The following is a 25,834-nucleotide window of genomic DNA, read 5'->3' as shown; positions in this document are numbered from 1 at the left end:
ATCGGATTCTTCGGCTATCTCGGCGAAAACGACCAAATGGCAAAATTTGGTGGAATCGCCACATTGGCAGGGGTCGCCACGACCGGGACACTGTCTGCAATTCAACGTCTGGCGTCCTTATATGCGTATGGACACAACATAACCGATAGGGCGAGCGCGTTGGGAATAAGCGCAGAGAACCTGCGTAGAGCCGTTGACCTGGTGACTATACCTGAGGAGAACGAACGCCACGCCCATCCGATGAGCGAAGAAGAGAGCAACGTGCTGGCCGTTGACCTCATGCATCTGTCAACGACGCCTTTTTTCAGATTGGATACTGATCTTTGGAACGCTGCCCGCAGGGCTGGCGATAGCGCTGACGCGCTGATTGAGGCATTGCTTGCGCTTAGAAGGCAGCCCGCGCCTGATTCGCATGCAGCCGCTGCATCGTCCTCTGCGTAACGGACCTTCAAGAAGGACACGCTGAGGACCGAATGCCCGCATGCGTGGAGTCCCTCGGGTAAGCGTAGCAGTGCACAATGAAGCGCCTCGGTCTGACCGCTATCGCCTGCATCGCTGCGTCGATGTCGCGATGGCGCTATTTGCGTAATGTGCCCCAGGGCTAGTCAACAAGGCACAATCCATGGGCTGTTTCGGCTCTACCAAGAACATGCGCTTACGGCGCCGCGGCGCGCGATCCAGCCTTCATCGCGATTGGTCACCAGTCACAAGACGCTGCCGTGCAACGCGTCAACGGCGCGCCTTGATGCGTTGCTCAACCGCGCGCGGGTTTCGCCGGAAGAGCGGAATTTTCGGGTGTCGGCGCAGCACTCATGATGTTCGGTTGAAATACTGGCGCATCTCCCCCCATGACGAGGTGCTCCATGCGGCCTGCCGCATTGCCGCCCGTGTCGCCTAGAGCGACAGGTCAAGAAACAGATTTGGAAAGCGCCCTTCTGCAGAGAGAACCGGACCGCGCGCCTTCGCCGCGACACGCCAACGCGCAAATCGATGCTCAGTTGCAAGGCCTGCCGCAGCGGCCGGTAGCGCCTCCGCCAGCTGGAGGCCCAACCATGTCGACCGGCCAGCGGATCGCGCACGGTATAGCAGCCGTCGCGGGCGCCGCGGCCACTGCAACTGGAGTCGCCTCCGTTTCCCCGATCATCGTCGGCTCATGCGGCCTTGCGTTCGGGAACGCGGAGATGAAACGATTCGGCGGAATGGCCTCATTGGCAGGGATCGCCACAACCGGGACACTCCTTGCACTCCAACGCCTGGCGTCCGCTTACGCACATGGATCCAACATAGAAGCCAGGGCGAGCGCGCTGGGAACAACTGAAGCGTGCCTGCGTAGAGCCGTTGACCTGGTCACGGTGCCTCAGGAGCACGAACGCAGCAGCCATCTCATGAGTGAAGCGGAGAGTAACGCGCTTGCTGAACAACTCATGCATCTGGCAACGCGAGAACCCTCCATATTGGATCCGAGACTCGTGCAGGTTGTCGGCAATGCTGGCGACAATGCGGAAGCGCTGATTGCAGGATTGCTTGAATTGAATAGGCAGTCTGCGCCTGAGCCGCATGCCGCCGCAGCGTCCTGTGTGTAACGGACCTGCAGGACGGACACGCCGCGGGCCGATGGCCGCCTGCGTGGAATCCCTGCGATAGGTGCCGCAGTGCATACACAATGAAGCGAAACCTCAGGGCCAGAGGAAATATCCATTTCAAGCAGACAGTCCCTCTGCCACGCGACTCCGCATTGCCGGCAGTGCGCCACGCCGGCGCACTGCCGGCAGACGAAGTCCCGCGGCCAAGGCGTCGCTCGCAAATCCACCGATGCTTCGCACAGGCCGATGGCCTGTCAGCGCGTTCCAGCCGGCACCAGATCGATGACCTGTTCGGTCGCTGCGTCGATCGCCGCACGCGTGTACAACAGCGGGAAATACCTGCCCTGCAACCATAATGGTGCAAGATCGCGGTAATGCTGGCCAGCAGGGTCGCCTGACTGGCCTGGATAGTTCACCGCACGCGAGTTGTCCCAATTGCCCAAGTCGATGATCAATCGTGCTGAGGGTCCAATGGTCTGGCGAAAATTCTTGGGGTCGTAACTGGACTGATTGGGCGTGTATGGACTGCCGCCTTTGGCGAATGGGCCGATGTCCAATAGAGCACGGTCGGCGCCAGCCGCCGCACTCAGAGGATGGGCGATGGCGTTGACGTGCAGCTTGCCCCATTGCCATTGGCTGTTGTCAGACCCTTGCAGTTCGGCAAGCGCCTCATACGCTTCCTTCAAGGTCTGCAGCAGCAGTTGGTCCCGTGCAGCAATGGGGTTTTGGCCGAAAGCGGAATCGGGACGTTCCAGCGCGTTCAACACTACTTCCGTGTCGGGCGCCCCAAAACTGGCGGCCTGCGTCGGCGTGAGCACCAACGCCTTGTAGGCATTGCCGAGATATCGACTGAACCAGACTTCTTCGAGCGCGGCGGCGGGCGATGTCGCCGCAACCTTGCCATTCCATGGCTTGAGCAATGCAAGCGCCGCAGCCGTGGTGACGTCCTGCGACTGCAACGGCGCCAGTAGCGCGACCAAGCGCTGTGCCGGCAATGACACCTGATCGTTCTGCAGCGCTTGCGAATCCTCCAACGTCACCTTCGGCAATTGCGCCAATACCTGGGTAATGCGTGCGTGGCGCGCGCCGTTTGCCCACTCAAAACCGATCTTGCGCTCGGCCACCGGATAGCCTGGCGGCAGATTCATGTCATTGGAGGTGGTGATAAAGCCCTGCTGTGGATTCTCCGACGAAGGCAGGACATCGCCATTCCAAAACCCGTGCCATTCGTAGCGACCATCCCCCGGTACCGGCATCAGGCCGTCCCAGTTATCGCGCCTTGGGGTCATGCCAGCCGTAACCCAACCGATATTCCCACTTGTGTCTGCGTACACCTGGTTCACCGATGGCGCCCCCCAGTGGGCGAGTGCGGTCTTGAACTGCGCATACGACGTGGCGGACTGATAGTTCAGCGAACCCATGTAGGGGGCGGTGCCGGGCCGATTCCAGACCGAGCGTACCGCATAGGCCGTGTGGGTACCTGCATCGATGTAGATGACCGGACCATGCCGGGTGAACTGCAACGTCACCGCCTGCGCATCGCCGCCGCGCACAGCGATCTTTTCGCGCTGCGTGGTCATCGGCTCCCAAGCACCGTGGTACCAATACTGTGATGCGTCGTTCGGGTTGAGACGATAGACGTAAAGATCTTCCTGGTCGATATTGAAGATGGTGAGCCCGAACGCGATCTGAGCGTTATGGCCGATTGCCACGCCCGGAGCCGCAGGCTCGCCGGCGCCGATGATGTTCAGGCCAGGGCTATTGAGATGCACGAAATAGCGCAGGCTGGGCACGGTATACGCGCGGTGCGGGTCATCGGCCAGCACCGCGTGACCAGTGGCCGATTTTTTTGGCGCGATCACCCAGTTGTTGCTGCCCTCGGCAAGTGCTTCCTCGCCAGGCGCCAGCGGCGCGGACGTGGCATTGGCCAACGGCTGGCCGGGGGTGAGCTTCGGGCTCTGCGTCGCCAGCTCGTAGACCTTCAACACGTCGTCCGGCAGGCACGGATCCAGGCCGTCCGGCACGACCGTGGTCCACGCAGGTTTCAATTGCAGGCGCAGTGCATCCACACCCAGCGATGCCTTGCACGCCACCTTGGCGCGAGCGACTTCGCTCTTGACGTTTCGGTTCAGCCCCGTGCTGCGGATACGCACGACGTCGTCCGGCGACCAGGACTCCGGTCGATAGCCGAAGGTGCGGAATTCATAAGGAAGCGCGCCTGGGTTGCTCCCCAGCCAAGCGATGTAGGCGTTGATGCCCGCAACGAAACGGGTGACATTGCGTTGCGCCGTCGGTCCGTAGCGGGCCCATTCCTCGCGCATGCTGCCGCGGTAAAGGAACAAGCGCGAGGCGCGATCCTGTTCTACGTACGACGGGCCAAACGCCTCGGCCAGATGTCCCAGTCCTTTGCGATGCAGTAAATCGAGCTGGAACACTCTGTCGCGCGCCACATTGAAGCCTTGCACAAAGAAGACATCGTCATCGCTCTCGGCATAGATGTGTGCAACGCCCCAGTGGTCCACCCGGATCTGTGCCGGCTGTTGCAAACCAGCGACGGTCAGCCTGACATTGCTGGCCTGGGCAGCGATCGCATGAGAGTGAATGAACACGCTCATGGTGAGGCCAAGCAGCAAACGCGTTGTCATCGAGATCACTTGGAACATCCTGTGCTGTGCAATACCTGAGCGTGTCACTCATGGCGAAATCAAATTAGGCGAAAAGCAGACGCGTGAAGCGAATCATTGCTCAAATGTCCGGGATTTCCGCACCGTCGGTGCATGCCATTGCAGCGTTGCCACAAGCACGCGAAGTGCCATCCTAGCCCAAGGGCGGCAGGCCACACGTAGACAACCAAAGCGCTCAGCGACATCGTGTCTGTGCTGCGCACCGGCATCGCGGGAGGATCTGCCGCGGAAGCTGGGCGAAGGCAGCCGCATGACGGATGGTGCCGATCGCGTGACCGGCATGCCGCTGGCGCGTGGCACCGGGACTACCTGAAGCGATGAGCCCCCCGCATCGCCCACAAGGAAGTCGAATGCAACGATCGCCTGGGTCGACACCGCCGGGTGGTTGAGCGCATGCATGTCCGGTTTGCCTGCATGGGTACACGGCGGACCCAGTTCGAATGCCCGCTCGACATCCATCTGGCACTGCCGGCCGCGGCCTACCGGGTCTTCTGCACATGGCGATTTCCCATCGTTTTGCCAGATGCTCTTAGTGCGAGGCAGATTCCCAGCTGCGCGGCGTAGCATTTGTCGTAGACCTCGAGGTCGGCGTTCCTGAGTGCGTGGCGGTCCCAGGGCGACAGGTAGATGCCCAGGCCCTCCTTGCACGCCGCCTCGCTGACCTTCTTCACCAGCTCGCCCTTGCCGCCCAGCCATGGGCTGTTCTTCAGCGAGCACTCGCTCTCGGCAGTCGGCACAGCGAGAAAGCGTCGCGATGTTTTTTGGCGACCCGATCAGGCAGTTGGCGATCGCGGCACTGGAGGCGCGCGTCCGCTACCCGGATTCCACCTGGTCCGGATCGAACACCTTGGGACTGGGGGTGCCGTCGCCCCATTCGCGATGCAGACAGGGAGTGCTGCCGACATGGCCAGCATGTGGTATTTAATTGATAATAAAAAGGTATCTTCCAAACCAGCACAGGACCGGACCACCATGATGCGCCCCTCGCTGCTCCCCCTGCTGTCGCTGTTCGCTGTGCGCGCAATCGCCGCACCGGCACCTGCGCCGGCCATGCCGGCGGCAGGCTTGCCGTCGCCGATCGTCTACAGCGAATTCGTCAACGCCGACGCGCCGACCGCGCAATGCCATGCCTCGACCCTCCTGGAAACCCGCGACGGGCTGCTCGCCGCCTGGTTCGGCGGGCGCCACGAGGGCGCCGACGACGTCGGCATCTGGGTCGCGCGCCGCAGCGCGCACGGCTGGCAACCGGCGCAACGCGTGGCCGACGGCAAGCAGCCGCAGGGCGCGCCGTTGCCGGCCTGGAATCCGGTGCTGTTCCAGCCGGCAAAGGGACCCTTGCGGCTGTTCTACAAGGTCGGCCCGGACCCGAAGCATTGGTGGGGCATGCAGATCACCTCCCGCGATGGCGGCGCGCACTGGTCCGCGCCCGAGCGCCTGCCCGACGGCATCCTCGGCCCGATCAAGAACAAGCCGGTACAACTGGCCGACGGCCGCATCCTCAGCCCCAGCAGCAGCGAGGACGCCGGCTGGGTCGCGCACATGGACTGGTCCGACGACAACGGCGCGCACTGGACCCGCGGCCCGGCATTGAACGACCCGGCGCGGATCGGCGCGATCCAGCCAAGCGTACTGGTGCACACGGACGGCCGCGTGCAGGCGATCGGCCGCAGCCAGCAGAACCACGTGTTCAGCACCTGGTCGCACGACCACGGCCGCAGCTGGGGACCGATGACCTTGCTCGACCTGGCCAACCCCAACTCCGGCACCGACGCCGTAGTGCTGGCCGACGGCCGCTCGCTGCTGGTCTACAACCCCACCGAAGCCGGCAAGGACTGGTGGGACGGCCGCGGCACCCTGGCGGTGGCCCTGTCCGAAGATGGGAGCCACTGGACCCGCGTGCTGACCCTGGAAGACAGCGCCAAGGACGAGTTCTCCTATCCGGCGGTGATCCAGACCCGCGACGGGCTGGTGCACATCAGCTACACCTGGAAGCGCACCCGCATCAAACACGTGGTGCTGAACCCGGCGCGGCTTGGCCGCGGCGCGACCACGCCTGCGGCGCACTGAATGCCGCGACCGGCTGGCGCTGCACGCCACGCTAGACGAGCAAACGGTTCGCCTCGACCATGCAGGCCGCCACAACCGCATCGCCCGCAGCAACTTCTCCGGTGCAACGCGGCGGCGGCGGCCCTTGGCGCTGGAGGCACCAATACCGACGAACAGTCCGTCCGACAGGACCAACGCTTCATTGACCATCAGCCGAATCGGACGCAGCGGATGATCGGCCGGCACGACATCCTCAAGCCGCTTCAGCGAACAACTGCTCCATGAACGCAGCGCTTCCGCGCGGCGAATGGACGCGTCCTCGCCGCCCAACGCTAGCGAGGATGCGGTTCTTCAGCAGCCTGCCAGGCGCCAATGGAAGGGATGTGTTCACTGTACCGAATAGCGCGCGAATGTTGCTTGGCCTTGCTTGATTTACGCGACCCGTTCATCTGTCTAGAAGTCATCGAAACGGTGCGGATCTTCCATCATCGCAGGGAGGTCGTCCGCGGCCGATTGGGGGTTGCTCCTTCCGTCACGCTTGTCCAGTCTGCTGATCGCAGATCCGCCCTGCGGCGACGCAGTTTTCAGGCGGCGTACTGCCTCCGGCGTGAATTGCCCCTCTGAGACGCGCATGGACAGAGGACGCAATGCGTTCGCTGCACGAGGGCGGGAGGGCATCTGCAGGAACCGAAACGGCGCGCGTAACGGCGAGGACGGTCCTGGGCTGAACAGGCTGGCGCCCGATCCGCGTGCTGGCGTGGATGCGCCTGCTACAGCTTGCGTCGTGCGCCGCCGCGCTGGTGCTGGAGGTAAACCCTGCTGAAACCGCGCGTGGCAATGAGACGCTGAAGGGCCGGCCGACGAAGGCTCCTGAGCAATCTTTTGAGCATGTTGAATGGGGCCGGTGTGAGAGCGTCCAAGGGACGCCTTCATCTTCGTCACATTCGCAATCATGTTGGAGCCGGGGACTGGTTCCACCTCGGTCTCGATCGCGCAGACCGGCAATTCGGTTGAAAGCACATCGTTACGGGATCGTGCAATTGGGGATCAGATAAGCGACGTTGATGCGTACCCGGCGAACTGCGCCTACCAGGCCGCACATCGCCACTGAAGCATCCACAGTGTCAGCACTGCCGTGCATATCGCTTGATCAGGTGTCCTGCTTGCGATCGGGCCCGTTGCATCCGGCGCCTGGGCTGGATCCGGCGTGGCGCGAACACGCCCGCCCTGCGCTGCATATCGCCACGGTATGACGCCGCACGCACCTGTCGGCAAACAGACATTTCGCCTACGGCACGAGCAATTCGTCGTAACGCGTGAAAACACCGCGCCGATATCGGATGATCGTGCAATTGCGCTCAGGGAGAACCGCCCATGCACCCCATCAATCGCAACAGCGCGCGCTCGGACAGAGAAGGCAGCAGTGCCGATACCCGCGGATCGGCTACGCCGAGCCGCGCGCCGGCGCCCCCTGCCGAAGCGGCCTCCTATCCTGGGGCAGCCGCAGCGATGCAAAACGCGGGCCTATCCGCGCATGCGCCGAACCGGCAGCAGAGCCAGCCGCACTCCGGCGCTTGGTCCTCGGCCGCGCCAGGTCAGGGTAGAGCGCTGACCAGGATGACGGCCCATATCGACAGGAACCGAATGGTGCGCCTCCCACCCGAGGTGGTGGACTCTGCGTCCGCTGCCGCGCCCTCCCAGCCGAGCCTGAGAGACATCGAACGCGGGCGACTCCATGTCAACGCTGGCGATTCTTCGCATCCGGTGGCAAACCGCTTACTGCATTTACAGCTGGAGCAATGGGTACGTAGGTGCCTGGAACATTCCACCTCATGGCGGCAAGATTGGGAAGATGCCAACAGAAATATTCAGGGTATTGCAAAGGACCCACTCGAGTCTCTGCAGGCTACGGCAAACGCACTCAAAACAGCGGCCAAGCCACACATTCATTCATTGAAAATCGAATCCAGTGGGTTTCCGTATTTTCCCACCGATTTATCCCATTTCACCCACCTGAAGAAGATCGACATCAACGCCGCTGGACTCCAATCGCTACCGGAATCGATTGGAGTAATGCGCGACCTTCAAGAACTGAACATCATCAACAACCCAGTGACGGAGCTGCCTGAGTCGCTTCGCGATCTTAGCCAACTGCAATCCCTCGAAATCGTGGGATGCAAGCGGCTCGAAAGGCTCCCCGCCTCGTTGATAACCCTCGATTACCGTGGATTGAACGGATTGACCGGACTCAAAAATCTGAGCTTGCGCCGGAGCGGCGTGAGGCGCTTTCCCGACTGTGTGACGCACATGTATCAACTTGAGCGACTGGATCTCGGAGGATCGCCTTTAACGGGCCTTCCTGATGAGATAAACAACCTGAAAAAATTGCAGGAACTGAATCTGGAAGGGACCAATATCCAGGAACCGCAATCGACAGTTTGCGAGTTGCGGGGCCTGAAAAAGCTCAAGTTGGCGAACTGCGCGCAGTTGCGTGCGCTTCCACCAAACCTGGGGCAGCTTCAGGAACTGAAGGAACTCGACCTGCGCGGTTGCAACAATCTGCACACGCTTCCTGAATCAATCAGCCAACTGCGCGGTGATTGCACCATCTCGGTCCCGGACCATCTCAAGGCTCGGCTCGCCGCGTTGCGACCACAAGTGACACGCCCAGCAAGGCCGAGGGCACACTATGCCGCATCCTCTTCGACGAGCGCTGCTGGCCCAAGTCGGCCACAAGACCTCGGCCAACAGGCCATAAACAAACTAAAGGAAGAATGAACGCCCATGCACACGCTGCATGTGGGCTAATCGAGGACGACAAGAACCCATTCATAGAGACAAACCCCCCATCGGTCAGAAATCCGAAACCACAGGCGAACGAATGACGCTAGGCGAAATCCCCGCCATCAAGCGGATGCTTAGGAAAGCGGCGATAAAGAAATACAGAAGCCATTCAAAAGACAAGACGAATTTTTCATAAAAAACCATGAAGACATATGATCAAGAAAGTCGTACCACCGTAAACGCTGACAACCTCTACAAAGCCGTGAGCATGTGGCGATCACGCGAGAGAATCGTCGCCGCCGACCCGGGGGCTCGTGACCGCTTCCCAGAGTTGGACCTTCATCTCCCCAAGCAAACGCAAACGGACGCGCATGCCGATCCACAGCAGGCACGGGACTAGATCAGCGCCCGCGACGCGGGCGCTGTTCCGAGGACCGGCCATGGCGGTCCTGCACGGTGCCTGATGTCGGGCATGGCCTCGGAGCGATTTGCCGGCGCCCACCTCGCGGCCCGGCGCCGGGCCGCTACGGTTCCTGCAACGCCGCCACGATGCGGCGCACGCGCGCAACGTCGGTGCGCTGATAATCGCCGCCCAGATCGCGAATGTACGCATGCCGGGTATGCACCTGCGCGACGACCGGACTGCGCGCCGAGGCATGGAACTCACGCGCCCCGGTCCCCACCCGCAAGGCACGCACATTCTGCTCGGACACACCGGCCCCCGGCATCACGCCGATGCGCCCGTCGGCCTGGTGCAGCAGCGCGGCGATGGTGCCGATGCCGTCCAGTGCGGTCGCCCGCGCACCCGAGGTCAGCACCCGCTCGCACCCAAGCGCGATCGCATCCTCCAGCGCCCGCGACGGATCGGCACTGACATCGATCGCCCGATGGAAGGTCACGCCCAAGCCGCCGGCCGCCGCGATCAGCACCCGCATCGTCGCCATATCCACTTCCCCGGCCGGATCCAGCGCGCCCAGCACCACCCCGTCGCAGCCCAGCCGTACGCACTGCTCCACGTCGCGCCGCATCGCCTCCACCTCCGCGGCGTCGAACACGAAATCGCCCACGCGCGGGCGGATCAGCACGTACAGCGGAATGGTCAGGCGATCGCGCAGCACCGCCAGCGTGCCGAACGACGGGGTCAGCCCGCCGCCGTCCAGGCCGCCGCACAGTTCCACCCGCATCGCCCCGCCGGCCTGCGCCGCCAGCGCCGAACCGATCGAATCGGCGGCCACTTCCAGCCCCATCGGCACCACCCGGCTCATGCGGCCGACGTCGCGAAATGGCTCTGCCCCGGCAGCAACAGATCCTGCCGCTGCGCGTCGCAGACCGCGTAACTGAAACCGGGCTGGATCGCGAACGCACCGACCTCGCCGCGCCTGTTCATGGCCAGAAAGCCGACCTGCAGGTCGCGGGTCAACTGCGGCTTGCGTCGCACGATGCGCATCACCACCTCGCGGCAGGCCTCGGCCGGGCTCTTGCCCTGGCGCATCATCTCCACCACCGCGAAACTGCCGACATTGCGGATCACCTCCTCGCCGACGCCGGTGGAGGTCGCCCCGCCGACCTCGTTGTCCACGTAAAGACCGGCGCCGATGATCGGACTGTCGCCCACCCGCCCGTGCATCTTCCACGCCATGCCGCTGGTGGTGCAGGCCCCGGACAGATTGCCGTGCGCGTCCAACGCCAGCATGCCGATGGTGTCGTGGTTGTCCTTCCCCCCGGGCAGCGTGCCCTGCTGGTAGGCGCGGTTCTCGATGTTCGCCTCCGGCGCATACTTGGACGTCTTCAGCCACGCCTTCCACGCCTTTTCCGACGACGGCGTCAGCAACTTGGTGCGCTCGAAGCCCTGCGCCAACGCGAACTGCAGCGCGCCGTCACCGACCAGCATCACGTGCGGCGTCTTCTCCATCACCCGCCGCGCCACCGAGATCGCATGCACGATGTCCTCCAGCGCCGCGACCGACCCGCAGCCGCCGGTGTGATCCATGATGCAGGCATCGAGCGTGACCCGCCCATCGCGATCGGGATAGCCGCCCAGCCCGACGGTGGGATTGTTCGGATCGGCCTCCGGCACCCGCACCCCGGCCTCCACCGCATCCAGCGCGGCGCCACCGCGCGCCAGCACCTGCCACGCCGCCCGGTTGGCCGCGACCCCGAAATCCCAGGTCGAGATCACCCGCGCCGCACCGCGCGGCAGCGGCGCAACCCCGTTGCTGGCCGCGGCCCGGGCGCGCGGCAACGCCGCGGCCAGGCCGGTGGCAAGGGCGCCGAAGGCGGCGGTTTTGAGGAAATGGCGGCGTTCGTGCATGGGTGGGGCTCCGGCGCGGAAGGATGGGTGCCGGGCGAAGTTGCGCGCGGCTAGCCTTGTATCATGCGGCAGAGCGGTGTGGGATTGAAGGCATGCCCCTTGATTGGAGATCTATCGCATCACCCAATGCCATAAGCACATTTTAGTTGTGTACAACACATGCCCAATCTGAATCAGATTGAGAGCAAAGCTCCACACACTTCCCCTTATCCTTATTTAGCGAATGTGCGAACGCCTCACAAATCGAGACAGACTCCTTAAGGTCTGTCTGCCCCAACAAGGCACATCGGCCATCAGTAGGATTTTCAGGAACCCTAGCTTTTACAACAGCTTCATTACCCGCAACAAAAATTACTTCCTTGCCTGCATTTTTTTTAAAAAATTTCATTGAATCCTGATGGCTGCACTCGAACTCAATATCAATCAATCCATTTTTGTAAGGGACAATGCGAAGTGGAGCGTCAATTTTCAAGCCAGAAGAAATAGGCTTCGCACAAACCTGCTTAGCCTTAGATGATTCAAACAAATATTCAGAGACTGGCCATTTTTTTATTTCATCAGAAGCCCCTACCTGTTCACAGCCAGGGACAATATACCCAAGCGACCCCGAGGATCCAGCACTAGCGCTGCAAGCAGTAAGGCCCAAAAAAGATAAAACAATAATAAAAAATTTCATACATTACCTCCTCATCATCTGAAGTTCTCGCAACCTAGCTGCGATCTCCAACGCATCCATAAATTCCGCTTGATCAGGCCCAGTCTTTGGCAACTGATCTCCAAACAGCGCCTTCCTACACTGGCATCCTCGACGCATAACATTTATGAGAGTTTGATAACCACCAATCTGCCCCTCTCTTTCCCATTCATCAGATATAGAACACTGGCCCTCTGACTTTCTACGCATGCACCACACATCAATGCAATACATCGTATAGTCCCACGGAACTAAACTTATTGCAGCAGACTCCCAATAACTTGAAATGGTGTCATGCACTGAAAAGCCCAACGGGATATTTACCCCGGGCGGAGTATATGGGACATCCGACTTGATGTTTGAATAGCCCCCTGAATTTTGCCTCCATGTATGTGAACTCGGAGCTCTAACCTGAAGTCCATATGGATCAATTGAGGTCGTAGGATCAGCATTTGTATACGCATAGATACTGGGACCGGCTCGCAACCCTATTGGGTCGGTCTGCCCATACCGCCCGGTGCCAGGGTCGTAATCTCGGAAATAGTTCTGGTTGAACCCCGTTGCCGCATCGTAGCGCTGCCCCGGGAAGCGCATGTCGAACACGAACGCGGTGCCGTCCTTGTCCGGGTCTTGGTCCGGTGAGGTATTGCCGAAGGCTTCGCCCTTCAGGTCCCATTTCCAGATCGCCACGTCGCGGGTTGGGTCGATCACCGCGCGCGGGGTGCCCAGGTGGTCCGGCTGCACGTAGCGAACGCTGTTCTTGGCCAGCACGCCGACCGGCAGGTCGTCCAGCCAGATCGCCTGCTGCAGCGACGCGCCGTTGGCGTCGTAGTTGCCCAACCAGTGGCCGCTCTCGTCGTACAGCGTGTAGGTGTTGGTCTTGTCCACCCGCCGCACCTGCTCGCCGCGACCGTTGTAGCCGTACTTCATCACGACCGTACCGGCGCGCTTGACCTGGCTCATCCGGCCTGTGGCATCGTAGGCGAACTCCTGTGCGGTGCCGCCGATGGACAGCGTGTTGCCGATCGCGTCGTAGGTGCGGGCGGTGCCGGCCACCGCGCTCAGGCGGTGGTTGGTGGTTGGGTAGGTGTAGCGCTGCGTGACGGTGTTGACCTTGGCGCTGAGCCGGTTGCCGGTGGCGTCGTAGCTGTAGCCGTCAATCACCGTGCCGGTCGGGCCGTCCTTGAACGCGGTCAATCGGCCCAGCGCGTCGTAGTCCAGACTGACCACCGGAGCCGTGTTGCCTGCCGCGGTCAGGGCGCTGAGGTTGCCGGCCGGATCGAACGCGAAACCGGTGCTCAGGCCATCGCTGCGGGTGTCGTTGATCGCCAGTGGGCGGTAGTCCTGGTCCAGCACGCGCTGCATCGGGCGGCCGTTGCCGTAGGACCAGCTCGCCACCGGCCCGAACGGGTAGTAGGTCGTGTTGTTCAACAGCACCTGGCGTGTGCCGCCGGCCGGCGTCACGCCCACTTCCGTGGTCTGGCCTTGGGCATTGCGCACGTAATCCACGGCGGCACCATCTGGATAGGTCAGCCGGCTGAGCTGGCCCGCCTTGGTGTACGCGTAGCGCAGCACGAACACCTTGCCGTTGGTGGTCTGGACCTTGCGCACCAGGTCGCCGAAGCGGTCGTAGCAGTAGTCGGTGCTGCCGCTGCCGTCCTGCATCCGGGCCAGGCGGCCGATGGCGTAGGTCTCGCCGCTGGCGCACGTGGCCTGGCTGACGTCGTAGGTGTAGCTGACGTTGAGGCTGGTGGTCGAATAGGCCAGCTTGGTCAGCCGGTTGAGGGCGTCGTAGCTGTAGGTGGTCTTGATGTTGCGCGCATCGATCTGCGTGGCGCGGTTGCCGGCGCTGTCGTAGGTGTATGTGGTGACGCCGGTGTCCGGGCTGGTGAGCTTGGTCAGGTCGCCCAGGCCGTTGTAGGCGTAGGTGGTGTCCAGGCCCTTGGGGTCGGTGACCTTGGTCAGGTTGTCGAGCGCGTCGTAGCCGAACTTGGTCTCGGCCGCGATGCCGCCCACGTCCTGCAGCGTGCGCGCCAGGCGGTTGAGCGGGTCGTAGTCGTTCTGGGTCTTGTGCCCCAGCGCATTGGTGACCGCCGTGGTGTTGCCGTTGGCGTCGTAGCCGAAGTCGGTCGGGTCGCCGCTGGCGGTGGCCTGCGTGGCGAGTTGGCCGAGCTGGTTGTAGACCCGCGACAGCGTGCGCTTGAGCGTGCCCGAGGCGTCCTTGGTGTCTTCCTTGACCCGGTTGCCGGCGTTGTCCAGCGTGTAGTGCAGCGTGTTGCCGGCGTTGTCGGCGATATCGGTCAGGCGGTGCGCTGCGTCGTAGGTGAAGGCGGTGAAGGCGCCGTCCGGCTGCGTCACTTGCTTGACCAGACCGGTTGGCCAGTAGTCAATCGAGGTGATGCGATCGTCGCTCTCGCTGGTGTCATCGGCGCCGCGGACCTTGCTGGCCGTGAGCCAGCCACGCGGGTGGTAGGTGTAGTCAGTGATGGTGCCGTTGGCGTCCTTGATCGACCGCACGCGGCCGGCGCCGTCGTAGGACAGGTATTCGGTCACTTGGCCCAGGGCGTTGGTGACTTTCCAGAGGTCGCCCTTGCGATGCGAGCATATTATCGAAGAGGACACACATGCAACATCATCGTCTATGCGATATGTGTATAAGGTAATGTCATTCACATCAGCGCGTGGACCATTCACCTCCTTTACCAAGCCCAGTAGCGGACATGATTCAGCAGTGATATCCGCGGCCTCGCAATAGCTCATTTCCATCATGCGCAATACGCCAACCGAGTCTGCACTCTTGACCGTCAGCAACTGTCCACGACTATTGTACTCAAATGAGCGCGCGCTGATTTTTACGCCAGACTTTCCGTAGGAGGACATCAAAATTGGCAATGACAAAACGTCATCCCAAACTGTTTTCGTGACACGCAGCTGCTCTCCACCTACAGTCTCGGATTTCTCAACAACTCTCCCCTTTAAATCTCTCAGATAATTTGTAATTAATCCATCTCTACTGGCACTCGCCAACATACCTTTTTCGTCGTATTTATAGAGCACAGTTTGCACGCTACAGCCATTACAAGCCTCAGTTATTTTGCTCAGCCGCCTACCGTTGTTATAGACATCGAAGTAAAAATCCTTTACAGATCCCAAGGGAGTTTTAACTGCAACATGATTTCCAGCATCGGCGTACGTAACATCATATCGATTTATACCTAATGCGTTCTCAGTCGCCGTTGCTCGGCTAGCTTCATCATAGGAAAAAGTCGATTGCACACGTCCGCTTCCATCAACCTTTTCCACGAGTTGCGTATAATTCGCATCACCGGTGGTCGCATAGCGGTATGACGTAGCTAATCCATTTGCGTTCACATTCACTAGACGATCTTGCTCGTCATAGCTATATGCAATTATGCCTCCATCTGGCAAGTCGATCTGATCGACCCTCATGTAGTGCTCATAGTGCAGGGTCGCCACCCTTCCGTTTGGACTCACCAAGCTTATGGGCTGTCCAACAGAATCACGGATTATGGACACATATAACATTCCGTCTTGCTCAACAGCTATTAGATGCCCCTTGGAATCGAAAACTTCTACTTCTCTTCCAAATTTCAGTCGCCACCCCGCAAAACTACCATTTTCAGCAGCAACCTCTGATAGTTGATACATAGCGAGATCGGACTACTGGCTCGCCCATGTTCCGTCTTCCGCCTTGACGAAGGGCACCACACTTCCATTAGGAAGAAAGGCAAAAACTGCTCCTCCACGCTCTTTATTGCCGAGCACTTCCGCACTCAGAACGCTGCTCCAGTTCTTACCAAATGGCATTGACCCAGAGCGGTTGACGGACGAAAATGTTTGATCAAGCGAAAATCCCGCAAAAATGGGATCCGATCGTCGCTCGATTTTATTTCCACCAGAGCATGAAATTGGATTCCCCACTTCCACGCGAGAAACAGCACATTGCGCTGGCTTGGCGGCGTCCACGATAGTCGACCAACGACCGCAACGCCACTGCTCTGGATCATAGCTCCTTATCAAACTATACCCGGATGGACAGGCGGGGACTTGAATGACCCAATTTTCGCCATAATCCTCAGCTGTCGAACCTATAGGGGCTCCACCAGCATTAGGCCCCACATAAACAACCGTGTGATGACAACCCGGATATTTATCATTGACATAATGAATATTAGTAAATTCCATTCCACCCTTCCCTTGGAATGGCCCTATCGCAAGTTCACATGCCTCATCCCCATCAATCAATGCCGGAAAACTATTTGGGAAATCAGCATCATTGACCTGGATACTGTACTTAGTCATAGCTGGCACACTGATCCATGTTGGGTCAGCAGCGACGGCTGTTGAATTCGCCAAAAGCAAAAAAACATAGATCGGAGCAAAAAATATGGACCTACCCCCCCATCTTCATAAATCGACCCCTGATATGTAAAATTCAAGAAAATCTATATTATATTTTATCCCCCAAAGCTCACTCAATTAATATCCGCACCCCACATAATCATACCGTTCTCGACGCACTCATCACTCAAATTTTGCAACCACTACTCGAATCACAGCATCCCACTTCAAAGTGGTACTAATAAGCCACAGCCGCAAACCGCTCCCCAATCATCCCCTCGATCGCCTCCATATCCGGCAACAACGCACTCTGCTCGCCCAGCAACACGCGCATATGCACGCCAGCAGGCAACGTTTCCTCGGAAGCGTCGGCAAGCAAACCGTCGCGTGGAACCGAAATAAGCTGCGGGAAGGATTGGGTGATCAAGGCGAAGTACGGCAAGTCGGGGTTGCCGCCCAGCGCCTTCAGCACGACGATCTTGTTGTTGGAAGCCACGGTTTCGCTGCCCAGGCCAGTCAGGCGGGCGAACGAGAGCAGCGGCACGTTCCAGCCGTACCAGGCGATCTGGCCGAGTAGCCAGTGTGGGGCGTCGGGCAGCGGTTCGACCGGGACGCGCGACATCACTTCGGCGACGGTGGCGTTGGGCAGCAGCGCGCGCTCGCTGCCGGCCTGGATCAGGACTCCGCGGATTGCGTCGTTGCTGGCGTAGCTGTTCATGGATTACGTCGTCCTGGAACCGGAGAAAACGCGCGGGCGACGGCTCAGCCGCCCCATCGCGCGGACAGGGCCTGCGCCAGCTGCACGGGGTCGCCGCCGGGATGGCCGCGGCCGATCAGCTGTGCGGCGGCGGCCGGGTCGTAGCAGCCGTCGCCGGTCTGGCCGGCGACCCAGGCGCCTTGCGCGGCCAGGGCCAGCACGTCCTCGACCTGGTGCGGGTCGCTGCCGCTGAGCAGCAGCACGGCGCTGTGCGCGGCCGGCAAGCCGCCGACCACCGAGGCACCGGCCTGCTGGGCGACGAAACGCAGGCCGGCGGTGTCGCCGCTGCGCACGCCGACGTCGTCGGGCAGGATGTAGACGTTGCCGACGTCGACCGTCTGGCCGGCTTCGGCCAGCAGCACCGGCAGCGCGGACACGCGCGCGATCTGTTTGACCAGGTTGCCGTAGCGGCCGCCGTCCAGGCGCAACTGCACCAGCAGCGGCTGCGGGAAGTCCGCCGGCAAGGCGGCGAGCAAGCGGCGGATGGCATCGGGACCGCCGATGCCGGCCATGACCAGCACGGCGCCCTGCGCCACCGTGACTGCAGCGGCGGCGGGGTTATCGATGGCGGACTCCTGCTCGGACTCCAGCGCGACCAGCGACAGGCCTTCGGTGGAAATCTGCATCTGGCTCAGCGGCGCGCGCGCCTGCACAAGCAGCGGCGCGTCGTCGTCCACCAGCGACCAGGCACTGGCCGGCAACGGCGGCGGCGTGCTGGCCGGCGCCGCGCTGGCGGCCGGCGCCTGCGCCGGCATGGCCAGCGTCGGCATGGCCGCGGCCTCGCCAGCGGCGGCAGCTTCGGCGCTTGCGAACTGCAGATCCTCGAACCCGGGTGCGACATCGGCCGGCGGCTGCCAGGCGTAGAAGCTGTCGCCGGGTACGGTGGTGGCGAAGCTGGCCGCTTCCTCGACATGGAAGCCGATCGGCGCGCCGGCGTGCAGTTGCGCCGGGGTCGCCGGCAAGCCGGGTTCGGGCTGCAGGCCGGTGTCGGTTTCGCGCCCCGGCGGCAGCACGTCCTGGTGGCCTTGCAGCTTGGCCGCCAGGTGCCGCGCCCAGCGCTGCGCTTCCCAGCCCTCGCGGCGCGCGGCCAGTTCGGCTTCGTCGAAGATCACGGTGAGGCCGGGCAGATCCAGCGCCGCATCCAGCCGCTCCAACGCGTCCTCGATCGCCGGTTCCAGCGCGATCAGCACCGCGTCGGGTGCGGCGTCGGCCAGGGTCTGCGCATCGATCGCGCCGGGGTCGTCCTCCAGCACGATCGAAGCGCCGACCTGGTTCAGCGCCTCGCGCAGGCGCTCGCGCGCCTGGCCGGCGCGGGCCAGCAACGCGACCGCGGTCCCGCTGGCGGTGCCGTCATTCGCGAACACGGGCGATCCCCAGCAGGTCGTACACATTGCGCATCAGATCCAGCTCTTGGTAAGGCTTGCCCAGGTAGCGCTGCACGCCGATCTCGAAGGCGCGCTGGCGGTGCTTTTCGCCGCTGCGCGAGGTGATCATCACGATCGGCACCGCTCTGTAGCGCGGGTCGGCGCGCATCGCGGTCGCCAGTTCGTAGCCATCCATGCGCGGCATCTCGATATCCAGCAGCATCAGGTCGGGAACGCGCTCGTCGAGGCGCTCCAGCGCCTCGATGCCGTCGCGGGCGACGATCACGTCGAAGTTGTGGCGTTCCAGCACGCGGCTGGTGACCTTGCGCATGGTCAGCGAATCGTCGACCACCATCACCAGCGGCGCGCGCCGCTGTTCGGTCGGCGCCGCTTCCACCACCGGCCGCGCCGGTTGCGCCAGGTAGCGGCGCACCAGCGGGGCGATGTCCAGGATCACCACCACGCGGCCATCGCCGGTGATGGTGGCGCCGTAGATGCCGGGTACCGAGGCGATCTGCAGGCCGACCGGCTTGACCACGATTTCGCGGTTGCCGAGCACCTGGTCGATCGCCACTGCGGCGCGCAGGTCGCCGGCGCGCACCAGCAGCAGCGGCACCTGTATCTGCCCTTCGGCCCGTGCCGGCGCCTGGCCGACCAGCGAGCCGAGGTCGTGCAGCGCGAATTGCTCGCCGCTGTAGTGGTAGCCGCCGTCGGCCGCGTCGAAGCGCTCGCGGCTGATGCGGCCGATGCCGCTGACCGAGGCCACCGGCACGGCGAAGGTGGTCTCGCCGATCTGCACGAACACCGCCTGGGTCACCGCCAGCGTCTGCGGCAGGCGCAGGGTGAAGGTGACGCCCTGGCCCCACACCGAGTGGATGTCCACCGAGCCGCCGAGCTGGCGCACTTCGTTGCGCACCACGTCCATGCCCACGCCGCGGCCGGCCAGCTGGCTGACCTGGTCGTAGGTGCTGAAGCCGGGAGCGAAGATCAGCGAATCCAGTTCTTCCTCGGACAGCGCGGCGCCGCTCGCAATCAAGCCGCGCTGTTCGGCACGGTGGCGGATCGCGTCGCGGTTGAGGCCGGCGCCGTCGTCGGCCACTTCCAGCACGATTTCCGAGCCTTCGCGGCGCAGGCGGATGGCGATGCTGCCCTCCTCCGGCTTGCCGGCGGCGCGGCGCTGCTCGGGCGTTTCCAGCCCGTGCGCGACCGAGTTGCGCAGCATGTGTTCCAGCGGCGCGATCATCCGGTCGAGGACGTTGCGGTCGAGTTCGCCGTGGGTGCCTTCCAGGGTCAGGTGCACCTGCTTGCCGGTTTCGCTGGCGGCCTGGCGCACCACGCGGCGCAGCCGCGGCACCAGCCCGTCGAACGGCACCATGCGCGCGCGCATGAGGCCGTCCTGCAGTTCCGAGCTGACCCGCGACTGCTGCTGCAGCAGGCCGTCGTACTGGCGTGCCAGGTCGTCGAGCACGCCTTGCAGGCCGCCCAGGTCGGCCGCCGATTCGTTCAGCGCGCGGCTGAGCTGCTGCAGCGTGGAGAAGCGGTCCAGTTCCAGCGGATCGAAGTTCTGCTGGGTCTGGTCCTGTTCGCGCTGGTAGCGGGCGACGATCTGCGCTTCGGTTTCCAGGTCCAGGCGCCGCAGCTGGTCGCGCAGTCGCGCGTTGGTGCGGTCCAGTTCGGACATCGCGCCACGGAACGCGCCAAGCTGCTGTTCCAGGCGCGAGCGGTAGATCGCCACTTCGCCGGCGTGGTTGACCAGGCGGTCCAGCAGGTCGGCGCGCACGCGCACCTGTTCCTGCATCGGCCGCGCGATCATCGACTCCTCGTCGAGCGTGCCATCCACCGGCAGCGGTGCCGACAGCGGCGCCGGCGCGGCCGTGGGGATCGACTCCGCAGCGACGGCGGCCTGGAGCGTCGCCGCGCCGTCGGCATCGGCCTGCGTCGCGGCGGCGGTGCCTGCCTCCAGCGGCAGGCTGCGGCCATGCGTGCGCGCGTCGAAACGGCCGATCAGGTCGGCCGGCATCGCCACCGCACGGTGGTTGCCAGTGAGGGTGAGCAACTGGTGCAGGCGGTCGAAGCCGCGTTCGAGCAATTGCACGTCGCGGCGATCGAGTTCGGTGCGGTTGGCGGCCACCGCCTCCAGCAGCGATTCGATGCCGTGGCCGAGGTCGCCGATCGGATTGACCCCGGCCATGCGCGCGCCGCCCTTCAGCGTGTGCAGGTCGCGCTGCAGGCCGGCGAGCGCGTCGCGGTCCTGCGGCGCCGCGCGCAGTTCGGCGACCAGACGGTCGCAATGGTCGAGCAGGTCCTTGCCTTCCTCGACGAAGATATCGACCAGCTCGCGGTCGAGGTCGGCGAAGTCCAGCGGGCCGAGATCGACGGCGGCCAGCGCGATGGCGTCGGCCGCGGTGTCGTGCGGGGCGGATTCGGCGAACGACGGCGCGTCGTCGGCGGCATCGGCATCGGCATCGGCGGGCGCATGCTGCGCGTCGCCGCTCGTGGTGTCGGCTGGCGCGTCGGTTTGCGCGTGTGCGGGATGCTCGGCATCCGAGTCCGCAGGGTGCACGAAGTCGCTCGGATGTTCGGCGTTGTCCGGGGTGACGTCGGCGATGTCGCTGGCTTGCGTTTCGTCGGCGGGCGTCGCATGGGCAGACGGCGCTTCGACCGGTGCCGGATCGGAACCGGCATCGCCCTCGTGCCCGGCGTGGTGCTCTGGCGCATCGGCCGTGTCGGCCGAATGCGTCTGTTCGAGGTCAGCTGTTGCGCCGAGCGCTGCGTCCGCATCGGCATCGGCAGGTTCGGGTTCGGCAGGCATGCCGTCTTCGGCGTGCGGCGTCGGCACGTGATCGTGCGCTTCGATCGCTTCGACTGCTGCGGCGTCGGCCGGATGCGTTTCGATGTCGGTCTGCGCGGCGTGGGCAGCGACGTCGTGGTCAACGGCATCGTGCTGCGATTGCGCTGCGGCCTCCGCGTCGTCGTGCGCGTGCGGGGCGGTGTCGGCATGCGCCGCCGCGTCGTCCGCCACGGGCAGCGGTTCGGCATCGTCATTCGCCGAGACCGGCTCGCTGCCGTGCCACTGCGTGGACGGCGGCACCGGCTCGGCGTTGAATGCATAGCCGTGCGAATCGCGCCCCTGGTCGTGGTCGTGCTGGTCGTGTTCGTGCTGCTGGTCGTGCCCGCTCCCGGCGTGCTCGCTCTCGGCGTGGCCGCTTTCGGTGTGCTTGTCCTGGTCGTGCGCGTCCCGCTGCGATGCTTCCTGGTCGCCGTCCTGATGATGCGGTTCGCCGTGCGTCGCGCCATCGACGGCGGTCGCATCCTGCTGCTGCGCTGCGAGCAGCTCTTCCGCTGGCGGCGGCAGTTCGCTGTCGGCGGGCGCACCTTCATCGGCCAGCGGCGCATCGACGGTCAATTCGTCGCGCTTGCCGTCCTGGGCCAGCAGTGCCTGCGTGTCGGCGTCGATCGCGGCGGACGCGCTGTCGCTATCGGCCGGCGGCGCAATGGGCGCGCTCGCGTGTTCTGCCTCATCATCGCCCTGCGCGACGTTGGCGTCGGCGCTGGCGTGTTCGGCGTCGAACGCCGCAGCGCTGCCGTCCAGCGCAGGCATCGCCGCGGCGGCGGCGTCGGCAGCGGCGTCGCTCGGCACCGGCATGTGGGCGTCGTCTGCTAGCGGCGGCGGTTCCGGCGCATCGCTCGCCTGCGCCGCGGATGGGTCGGCAGCGGCGTTCTCGGCAACATGCGCCGCGTCGGCATGCTCGACATCCGCGCCGGCCGCGTCGAGATGCCTGGCGTCGCCCAGGTACGCCGACAGGTCGTCGGCTGCGGTGAGTTCGACCGCCTGCAGCAACTGCGGGTCCAGCGCCGCATCGGCGTGCGCCTGCGGTGCCTCGTCTTCTTCGTCTTCGTCGTGCGCGAGCGCGGACCACTGCACGTCCGGCAGCGTGGCGACCAGCGCCTGCAGGCGCTGCGCCAGCGCGGTGAACGGCGGGATCACCGGCGACGGTGCCTGCAGTTCCTCGATGGTGGCGGCGATCGCCTGCGCGGCATCGTCGAGCGCGCGCACGCCGTCGGCGCCGGGCACCACGGCAGCGGCCAGCAGGCGTTTGACGTAGCTCTCCGCCGGGCCGGTGACGTCGGTGATTTCCGGCACGTCGGTCATCGCGAACGCACCGCTCATGGTGTGCACCGCGCGCAGCAGCGCCTCGGTGGCCGGCTGCGGCGCATGCTGCAGCCAGTCGCGGACGGTCTCCAGGTGGGTACCGACCTCGGCTTCGAGGATCTCGCGCAGCACGCTGTCCACCGACGCCGGCGTGCCGGCGCGCGGCGCGGCCCCGGCAACGGCGGGTGCGGCGGCGAAATAGTAGGCGTCCTCGCCGGCGGCGACGCGGTCGGCGACCGCCTGGATCGCGTCCAGGTCGGCGCGGATGACGCCATGCCCGCGCAGCGCGGCGTTGAGCTGCGGCAACACCTCGTAGGCCAGTTCGACCATGGTCACCACCGCCGGGCTGGCCGCGCGGGTGCCGTCGAGCACGCGATTGAGCATGCCCTCGATCTTCCAGCTGAACTCGCCGAGCACGCGTGCGCCGACCAGGCGGCCGCTACCCTTCAAGGTGTGGAACACGCGGCGGATCGGGCGCAGGCTTTCCAGCTGGTTCGGCGCGGCGCGCCACGCCGGCAGCAGGTTCCCGAGGTTGACCAGTTCCTCGTCGAATTCCTCGAGAAACACCTCGCGGATGTCGGCGTCGATGTCGCCGCCGTCGTCGACGAAGCCGCCATCGATGGCGACGACGGGCGCAGGCACTTCGACGTCTTCGCCGGCATCGGGGGCGGCTGCCGCATGGTCGTCGCCGGCATCGGTTGCGCTGGGTGCGTCGGCCATGGCACGCGCGGCGGCGACATCGAATTGGCTGGCGGCGGCATCGAGTTCGGCGAGGAACGCCGCCGAGGCGGGATCCAGCGCGATCGGCTGGATGCTGGCCTGGTGCACGCCGGGCACCCGCGCTTCCGGCGCCGGAGTCGGCTGCGGCCAGGTCAGGTCGACGAACGGACTGTGTTCGGCGCCTGCATCGGTGTCGGCATGCCCCGCCTCGCCGGCAGGCGCGTGCGGCGCGTGGCCGCGATCGGCCTCGGGCTCGGCCACGAACACGGTATCGCTGGACGAGAGGTCGATGGTGGGCGTGTTGGGTTCGGCGGCGAAGTCGTCGTCGCTGTCGTCGTCGGCCAGGGTCGCCGGCGTATCGTTCCAGACGATGCTGTGGACCTCGTCGGACGCGGTATCGGCGAAGGCCGGCGCATCCTCCAGTTCCATCACCAGCACCTCGTCGTGGGCGTTGTTGGTGGGCGCGGCGGCCGGGGCGTCGACGATGACCGGGGCCGGGTCGTCGTGCCCGGCAGCGGCGTCGCGTTCGGCATATTCGGCGGCCACCGGGTCGAAACCGTAGTTGGCCGGCGCCGCTTCGCCGGGCGCGGGCGCGGCAGCGGCCGGCGCGTCGGTCTGGTCGGGCGCGACAGCGGCGGGCCTGGTCCGGAACGCATCGCCTTCCAGCGCCAGGGTGTCGGTCGTGATCTGCAGCGGCTCGGCGGCGGCCGACCATTCTTCCTGTTCGGCGGCGACGGGATCGAAACTGATCGGCGACGACACGACGACGGACGCAGCCTCGTTGCCGGCAGCGCTGACTGTCGCGGCGGACGGCTCGGCGGCGTCGGCGTCGGCATCGATGCGCTCGGCAGCCTCGGCGTTCGCGACGCCGTCGGTGTCTTCGTGCAACGTCCACTGCGGCGCCTGCGGGGTCTCGCCCGGCAGCGGCGGCGGCATGCGGGCAGCGATCAGCGCGTCCGCGACCGGCGCCAGATCCCAGGAGGGTGCCAGCGGCGGCGCGACCACCGCGCTCGGTGCGGCGGCGACGCCGTCGGCAGACGCAGCACCCGGCTCGTCGAGCAAAGCCGCGGCGGCGCCACCGTTCGGCACCGCGCCCTGCGGCGCCGGCACAGCGCTGGGCAGCGGCCAGTAACGCAGCGTTTCCAGGCTGGTGCGGGTGATGTCGAGGATTTCCTCGCGGCCCGGGCGGCGCTCGCGCAGCGCTTCCAGGTAGTACTCCAGGCTGGCCATCGCATCGGCCAGGGTGTCGAGCTGGCGCCCGCTGGGCACGCGGCGCTTGCCGATCAATTCGGTGGCGACGTAGCGGCGCACGCCTTCCAGGTAATCGGCCGGCTGCGGCAGTTCCAGCATGCGCAGTGCACCGGCGACCTCGCCGAGCAGGCGCGGCACCTCGCTCAGGCGCTCGTGTTCCCAATTGGTCTCGATGAAGGCGACGAAATGCTCGCGCGCGGCGGCGAAATTGGCGATCGCCTCGTGCGCCAGCACTTCCACCGTGCGCCGCGCCTCGGCGGCGCTGGCATCGTCGTGGATGCCGGCGCTGGCGCCGAGATAGGCGACCTGATCGTCGAGCGAGGCGTCCACGTACAGCAGCGCGCCGGCGATATCCAGCAACAGACCCTCGTCGGCCTGGCGCTCGCCGTCGACGATGCTGCGCAGCGCATCGCGCTGCTGCACCACCACGCCGCGGGCCACGCCCAGGCCCATCACCCCGAGGGTGTCGGCGACGCTGCCCAGTTCGTCCACCTGGGTCTGCAGCGCGGCGACGTCGCCGCCGGTGCGCAGGTGCAGGTCGAGCGCGTCCTTGACCCGCAGCAGTTCTTCCTTGATCGCGGTGCCGACGGTGTCGAGCAGTTCGCGGTTGCGGCCGCTGAGGCTGCCGCGGGCATGGTCCAGCTCGGCCTCGGTGGCGGCGCTGGCGTCGGGCGACAGTGCGAACAGCGCGCCTTCGCTCAGGCCGGGCTCGCCGCGCGAGGCGCGGATCTCGTTGAGCAGCGGCAGCAGCACGATGGGGATGTCGCGGTGGCCATCCTGCAGGCGTTCCAGGTAGTCGGGCAACAGCACGGTGCCGCGCATCAGCGTGGCGCAGGCTTCGTCGCGATCGGGCACCTGAGCGTTCTGCACGGCGATGGCCAGCAGTTCCAGTTCCTCGGCGACCATCGCCGGGGCGTACAGCTCGACCATGCGCAAGGTGCCCTGCACCTGGTGCAGGTAACCGGCGCAGAAGCGCATGCGGCTGGTGTCGGCCGGGTCCTCGACGAAGGATTCGATCTCCCCGCGCACCTGGCGCAGGGTCTCGTCCAGCTCCGGCTTGACCCAGCCCAGCGCGGCATGGCTCATCGCATCGCGCAGCGCGCTCATCGCCGCGTCTCCGCGGAC

General features: G+C 64.4%; 14 protein-coding genes and 3 pseudogenes. 5 read left to right on the top strand and 12 right to left on the bottom strand.

Annotated features, from left to right (window positions below; all coding sequences use genetic code 11):
• The first annotated feature begins 240 nt into the window (after positions 1-240).
• Together KHF85_RS05715 and KHF85_RS05710 are read left to right on the top strand one after the other, a co-directional pair.
• Positions 241-441: a hypothetical protein gene (locus KHF85_RS05715; protein ID WP_284568845.1), complete on the top strand. Its 201-nt coding sequence runs from the start codon at positions 241-243 to the stop codon at positions 439-441.
• A gap of 611 nt (positions 442-1,052) precedes the next feature.
• The gene (locus KHF85_RS05710) at positions 1,053-1,583 is read left to right on the top strand and encodes a hypothetical protein (RefSeq protein WP_284568844.1); all 531 of its coding nucleotides are present in this window, start codon (positions 1,053-1,055) and stop codon (positions 1,581-1,583) included.
• 254 nt (positions 1,584-1,837) lie between these two features.
• Here the strand turns inward: KHF85_RS05710 and KHF85_RS05705 are convergent, their stop codons facing one another.
• Complete coding sequence (locus tag KHF85_RS05705) at positions 1,838-4,228, bottom strand: penicillin acylase family protein (protein WP_284568843.1); 2,391 nt, start codon at positions 4,226-4,228, stop codon at positions 1,838-1,840.
• A 518-nt stretch (positions 4,229-4,746) separates the two neighbouring features.
• Entirely contained in the window at positions 4,747-5,004 is a 258-nt protein-coding gene (locus KHF85_RS05700) for a hypothetical protein (protein WP_284568842.1), read from the bottom strand.
• A gap of 235 nt (positions 5,005-5,239) precedes the next feature.
• Here KHF85_RS05700 and KHF85_RS05695 point away from each other — a divergent pair, with 235 nt between their 5' ends.
• On the top strand, positions 5,240-6,334 hold the full coding sequence (locus tag KHF85_RS05695) for a sialidase family protein (protein ID WP_284568841.1): 1,095 nt from the start codon (positions 5,240-5,242) through the stop codon (positions 6,332-6,334).
• A gap of 72 nt (positions 6,335-6,406) precedes the next feature.
• Here the strand turns inward: KHF85_RS05695 and KHF85_RS05690 are convergent.
• A pseudogene (locus KHF85_RS05690) lies at positions 6,407-6,596 on the bottom strand (IS5/IS1182 family transposase); the annotation flags it as partial.
• Between the two features lie 1,091 nt (positions 6,597-7,687).
• Between KHF85_RS05690 and KHF85_RS05685 the strand changes: the two are divergent.
• Both KHF85_RS05685 and KHF85_RS20590 read left to right on the top strand, forming a co-directional pair.
• Positions 7,688-9,091 carry a leucine-rich repeat domain-containing protein gene (locus tag KHF85_RS05685; protein WP_284568840.1) on the top strand — a complete coding sequence of 468 codons (1,404 nt, stop codon included), beginning with the start codon at positions 7,688-7,690 and terminating at the stop codon, positions 9,089-9,091.
• Positions 9,092-9,299: 208 nt separating this feature from the next.
• Positions 9,300-9,497: a hypothetical protein gene (locus KHF85_RS20590; protein ID WP_409976662.1), complete on the top strand. Its 198-nt coding sequence runs from the start codon at positions 9,300-9,302 to the stop codon at positions 9,495-9,497.
• Positions 9,498-9,621: 124 nt separating this feature from the next.
• On the opposite strand, the gene KHF85_RS05680 is transcribed toward KHF85_RS20590, so the two are convergent.
• The 9 genes and pseudogenes from KHF85_RS05680 to KHF85_RS20705 form a co-directional block, all read right to left on the bottom strand.
• Positions 9,622-10,344, bottom strand: a complete 723-nt coding sequence (locus KHF85_RS05680) for a copper homeostasis protein CutC (protein ID WP_284569479.1) — start codon at positions 10,342-10,344, stop codon at positions 9,622-9,624.
• 14 nt (positions 10,345-10,358) lie between these two features.
• Positions 10,359-11,408 carry a N(4)-(beta-N-acetylglucosaminyl)-L-asparaginase gene (locus tag KHF85_RS05675; protein ID WP_064538606.1) on the bottom strand — a complete coding sequence of 350 codons (1,050 nt, stop codon included), beginning with the start codon at positions 11,406-11,408 and terminating at the stop codon, positions 10,359-10,361.
• 142 nt (positions 11,409-11,550) lie between these two features.
• Positions 11,551-12,084, bottom strand: coding sequence for a hypothetical protein (locus tag KHF85_RS05670; RefSeq protein WP_284568839.1), 534 nt, complete (start codon positions 12,082-12,084; stop codon positions 11,551-11,553).
• A 3-nt stretch (positions 12,085-12,087) separates the two neighbouring features.
• Positions 12,088-14,868 (bottom strand): RHS repeat domain-containing protein, encoded by a 2,781-nt coding sequence (locus KHF85_RS05665; protein WP_284569478.1) that lies wholly within the window; start codon positions 14,866-14,868, stop codon positions 12,088-12,090.
• A gap of 915 nt (positions 14,869-15,783) precedes the next feature.
• Entirely contained in the window at positions 15,784-16,425 is a 642-nt protein-coding gene (locus KHF85_RS05660) for a hypothetical protein (protein ID WP_284568838.1), read from the bottom strand.
• 277 nt (positions 16,426-16,702) lie between these two features.
• Entirely contained in the window at positions 16,703-17,182 is a 480-nt protein-coding gene (locus KHF85_RS05655; RefSeq protein ID WP_284568837.1) for a chemotaxis protein CheW, read from the bottom strand.
• 44 nt (positions 17,183-17,226) lie between these two features.
• Positions 17,227-18,612: a chemotaxis protein CheB gene (locus KHF85_RS05650; RefSeq protein WP_284568836.1), complete on the bottom strand. Its 1,386-nt coding sequence runs from the start codon at positions 18,610-18,612 to the stop codon at positions 17,227-17,229.
• A pseudogene (locus tag KHF85_RS20710) lies at positions 18,572-21,448 on the bottom strand (response regulator); the annotation flags it as partial. The pseudogene KHF85_RS20710 and the gene KHF85_RS05650, both read right to left, overlap by 41 nt.
• Positions 21,449-22,099: 651 nt before the next feature.
• Positions 22,100-25,816, bottom strand: a pseudogene (locus KHF85_RS20705) (Hpt domain-containing protein); the annotation flags it as partial.
• Positions 25,817-25,834: the final 18 nt, after the last annotated feature.

This window comes from Xanthomonas graminis pv. graminis (genome assembly GCF_030168915.1).
Taxonomy (GTDB): Bacteria; Pseudomonadota; Gammaproteobacteria; order Xanthomonadales; family Xanthomonadaceae; genus Xanthomonas_A; species Xanthomonas_A translucens.
The sequence above is the reverse complement of the archived record's forward strand: the minus strand, read 5'-3'. Positions and strand labels throughout refer to the sequence as shown.

Bases quoted from the DNA above. Each gene is read 5' to 3' on its own strand.
- KHF85_RS05715 (WP_284568845.1), top strand. From the start codon at position 241: ATGAGCGAAGAAGAGAGCAACGTGCTGGCCGTTGACCTCATGCATCTG.
- KHF85_RS05710 (WP_284568844.1), top strand. From the start codon at position 1,053: ATGTCGACCGGCCAGCGGATCGCGCACGGTATAGCAGCCGTCGCGGGC.
- KHF85_RS05705 (WP_284568843.1), bottom strand. From the start codon at position 4,228: ATGACAACGCGTTTGCTGCTTGGCCTCACCATGAGCGTGTTCATTCAC.
- KHF85_RS05695 (WP_284568841.1), top strand. From the start codon at position 5,240: ATGATGCGCCCCTCGCTGCTCCCCCTGCTGTCGCTGTTCGCTGTGCGC.
- KHF85_RS05685 (WP_284568840.1), top strand. From the start codon at position 7,688: ATGCACCCCATCAATCGCAACAGCGCGCGCTCGGACAGAGAAGGCAGC.
- KHF85_RS20590 (WP_409976662.1), top strand. From the start codon at position 9,300: ATGAAGACATATGATCAAGAAAGTCGTACCACCGTAAACGCTGACAAC.
- KHF85_RS05680 (WP_284569479.1), bottom strand. From the start codon at position 10,344: ATGGGGCTGGAAGTGGCCGCCGATTCGATCGGTTCGGCGCTGGCGGCG.
- KHF85_RS05675 (WP_064538606.1), bottom strand. From the start codon at position 11,408: ATGCACGAACGCCGCCATTTCCTCAAAACCGCCGCCTTCGGCGCCCTT.
- KHF85_RS05670 (WP_284568839.1), bottom strand. From the start codon at position 12,084: ATGAAATTTTTTATTATTGTTTTATCTTTTTTGGGCCTTACTGCTTGC.
- KHF85_RS05665 (WP_284569478.1), bottom strand. From the start codon at position 14,868: ATGGAAATGAGCTATTGCGAGGCCGCGGATATCACTGCTGAATCATGT.
- KHF85_RS05660 (WP_284568838.1), bottom strand. From the start codon at position 16,425: ATGACTAAGTACAGTATCCAGGTCAATGATGCTGATTTCCCAAATAGT.
- KHF85_RS05655 (WP_284568837.1), bottom strand. From the start codon at position 17,182: ATGAACAGCTACGCCAGCAACGACGCAATCCGCGGAGTCCTGATCCAG.
- KHF85_RS05650 (WP_284568836.1), bottom strand. From the start codon at position 18,612: ATGTGTACGACCTGCTGGGGATCGCCCGTGTTCGCGAATGACGGCACC.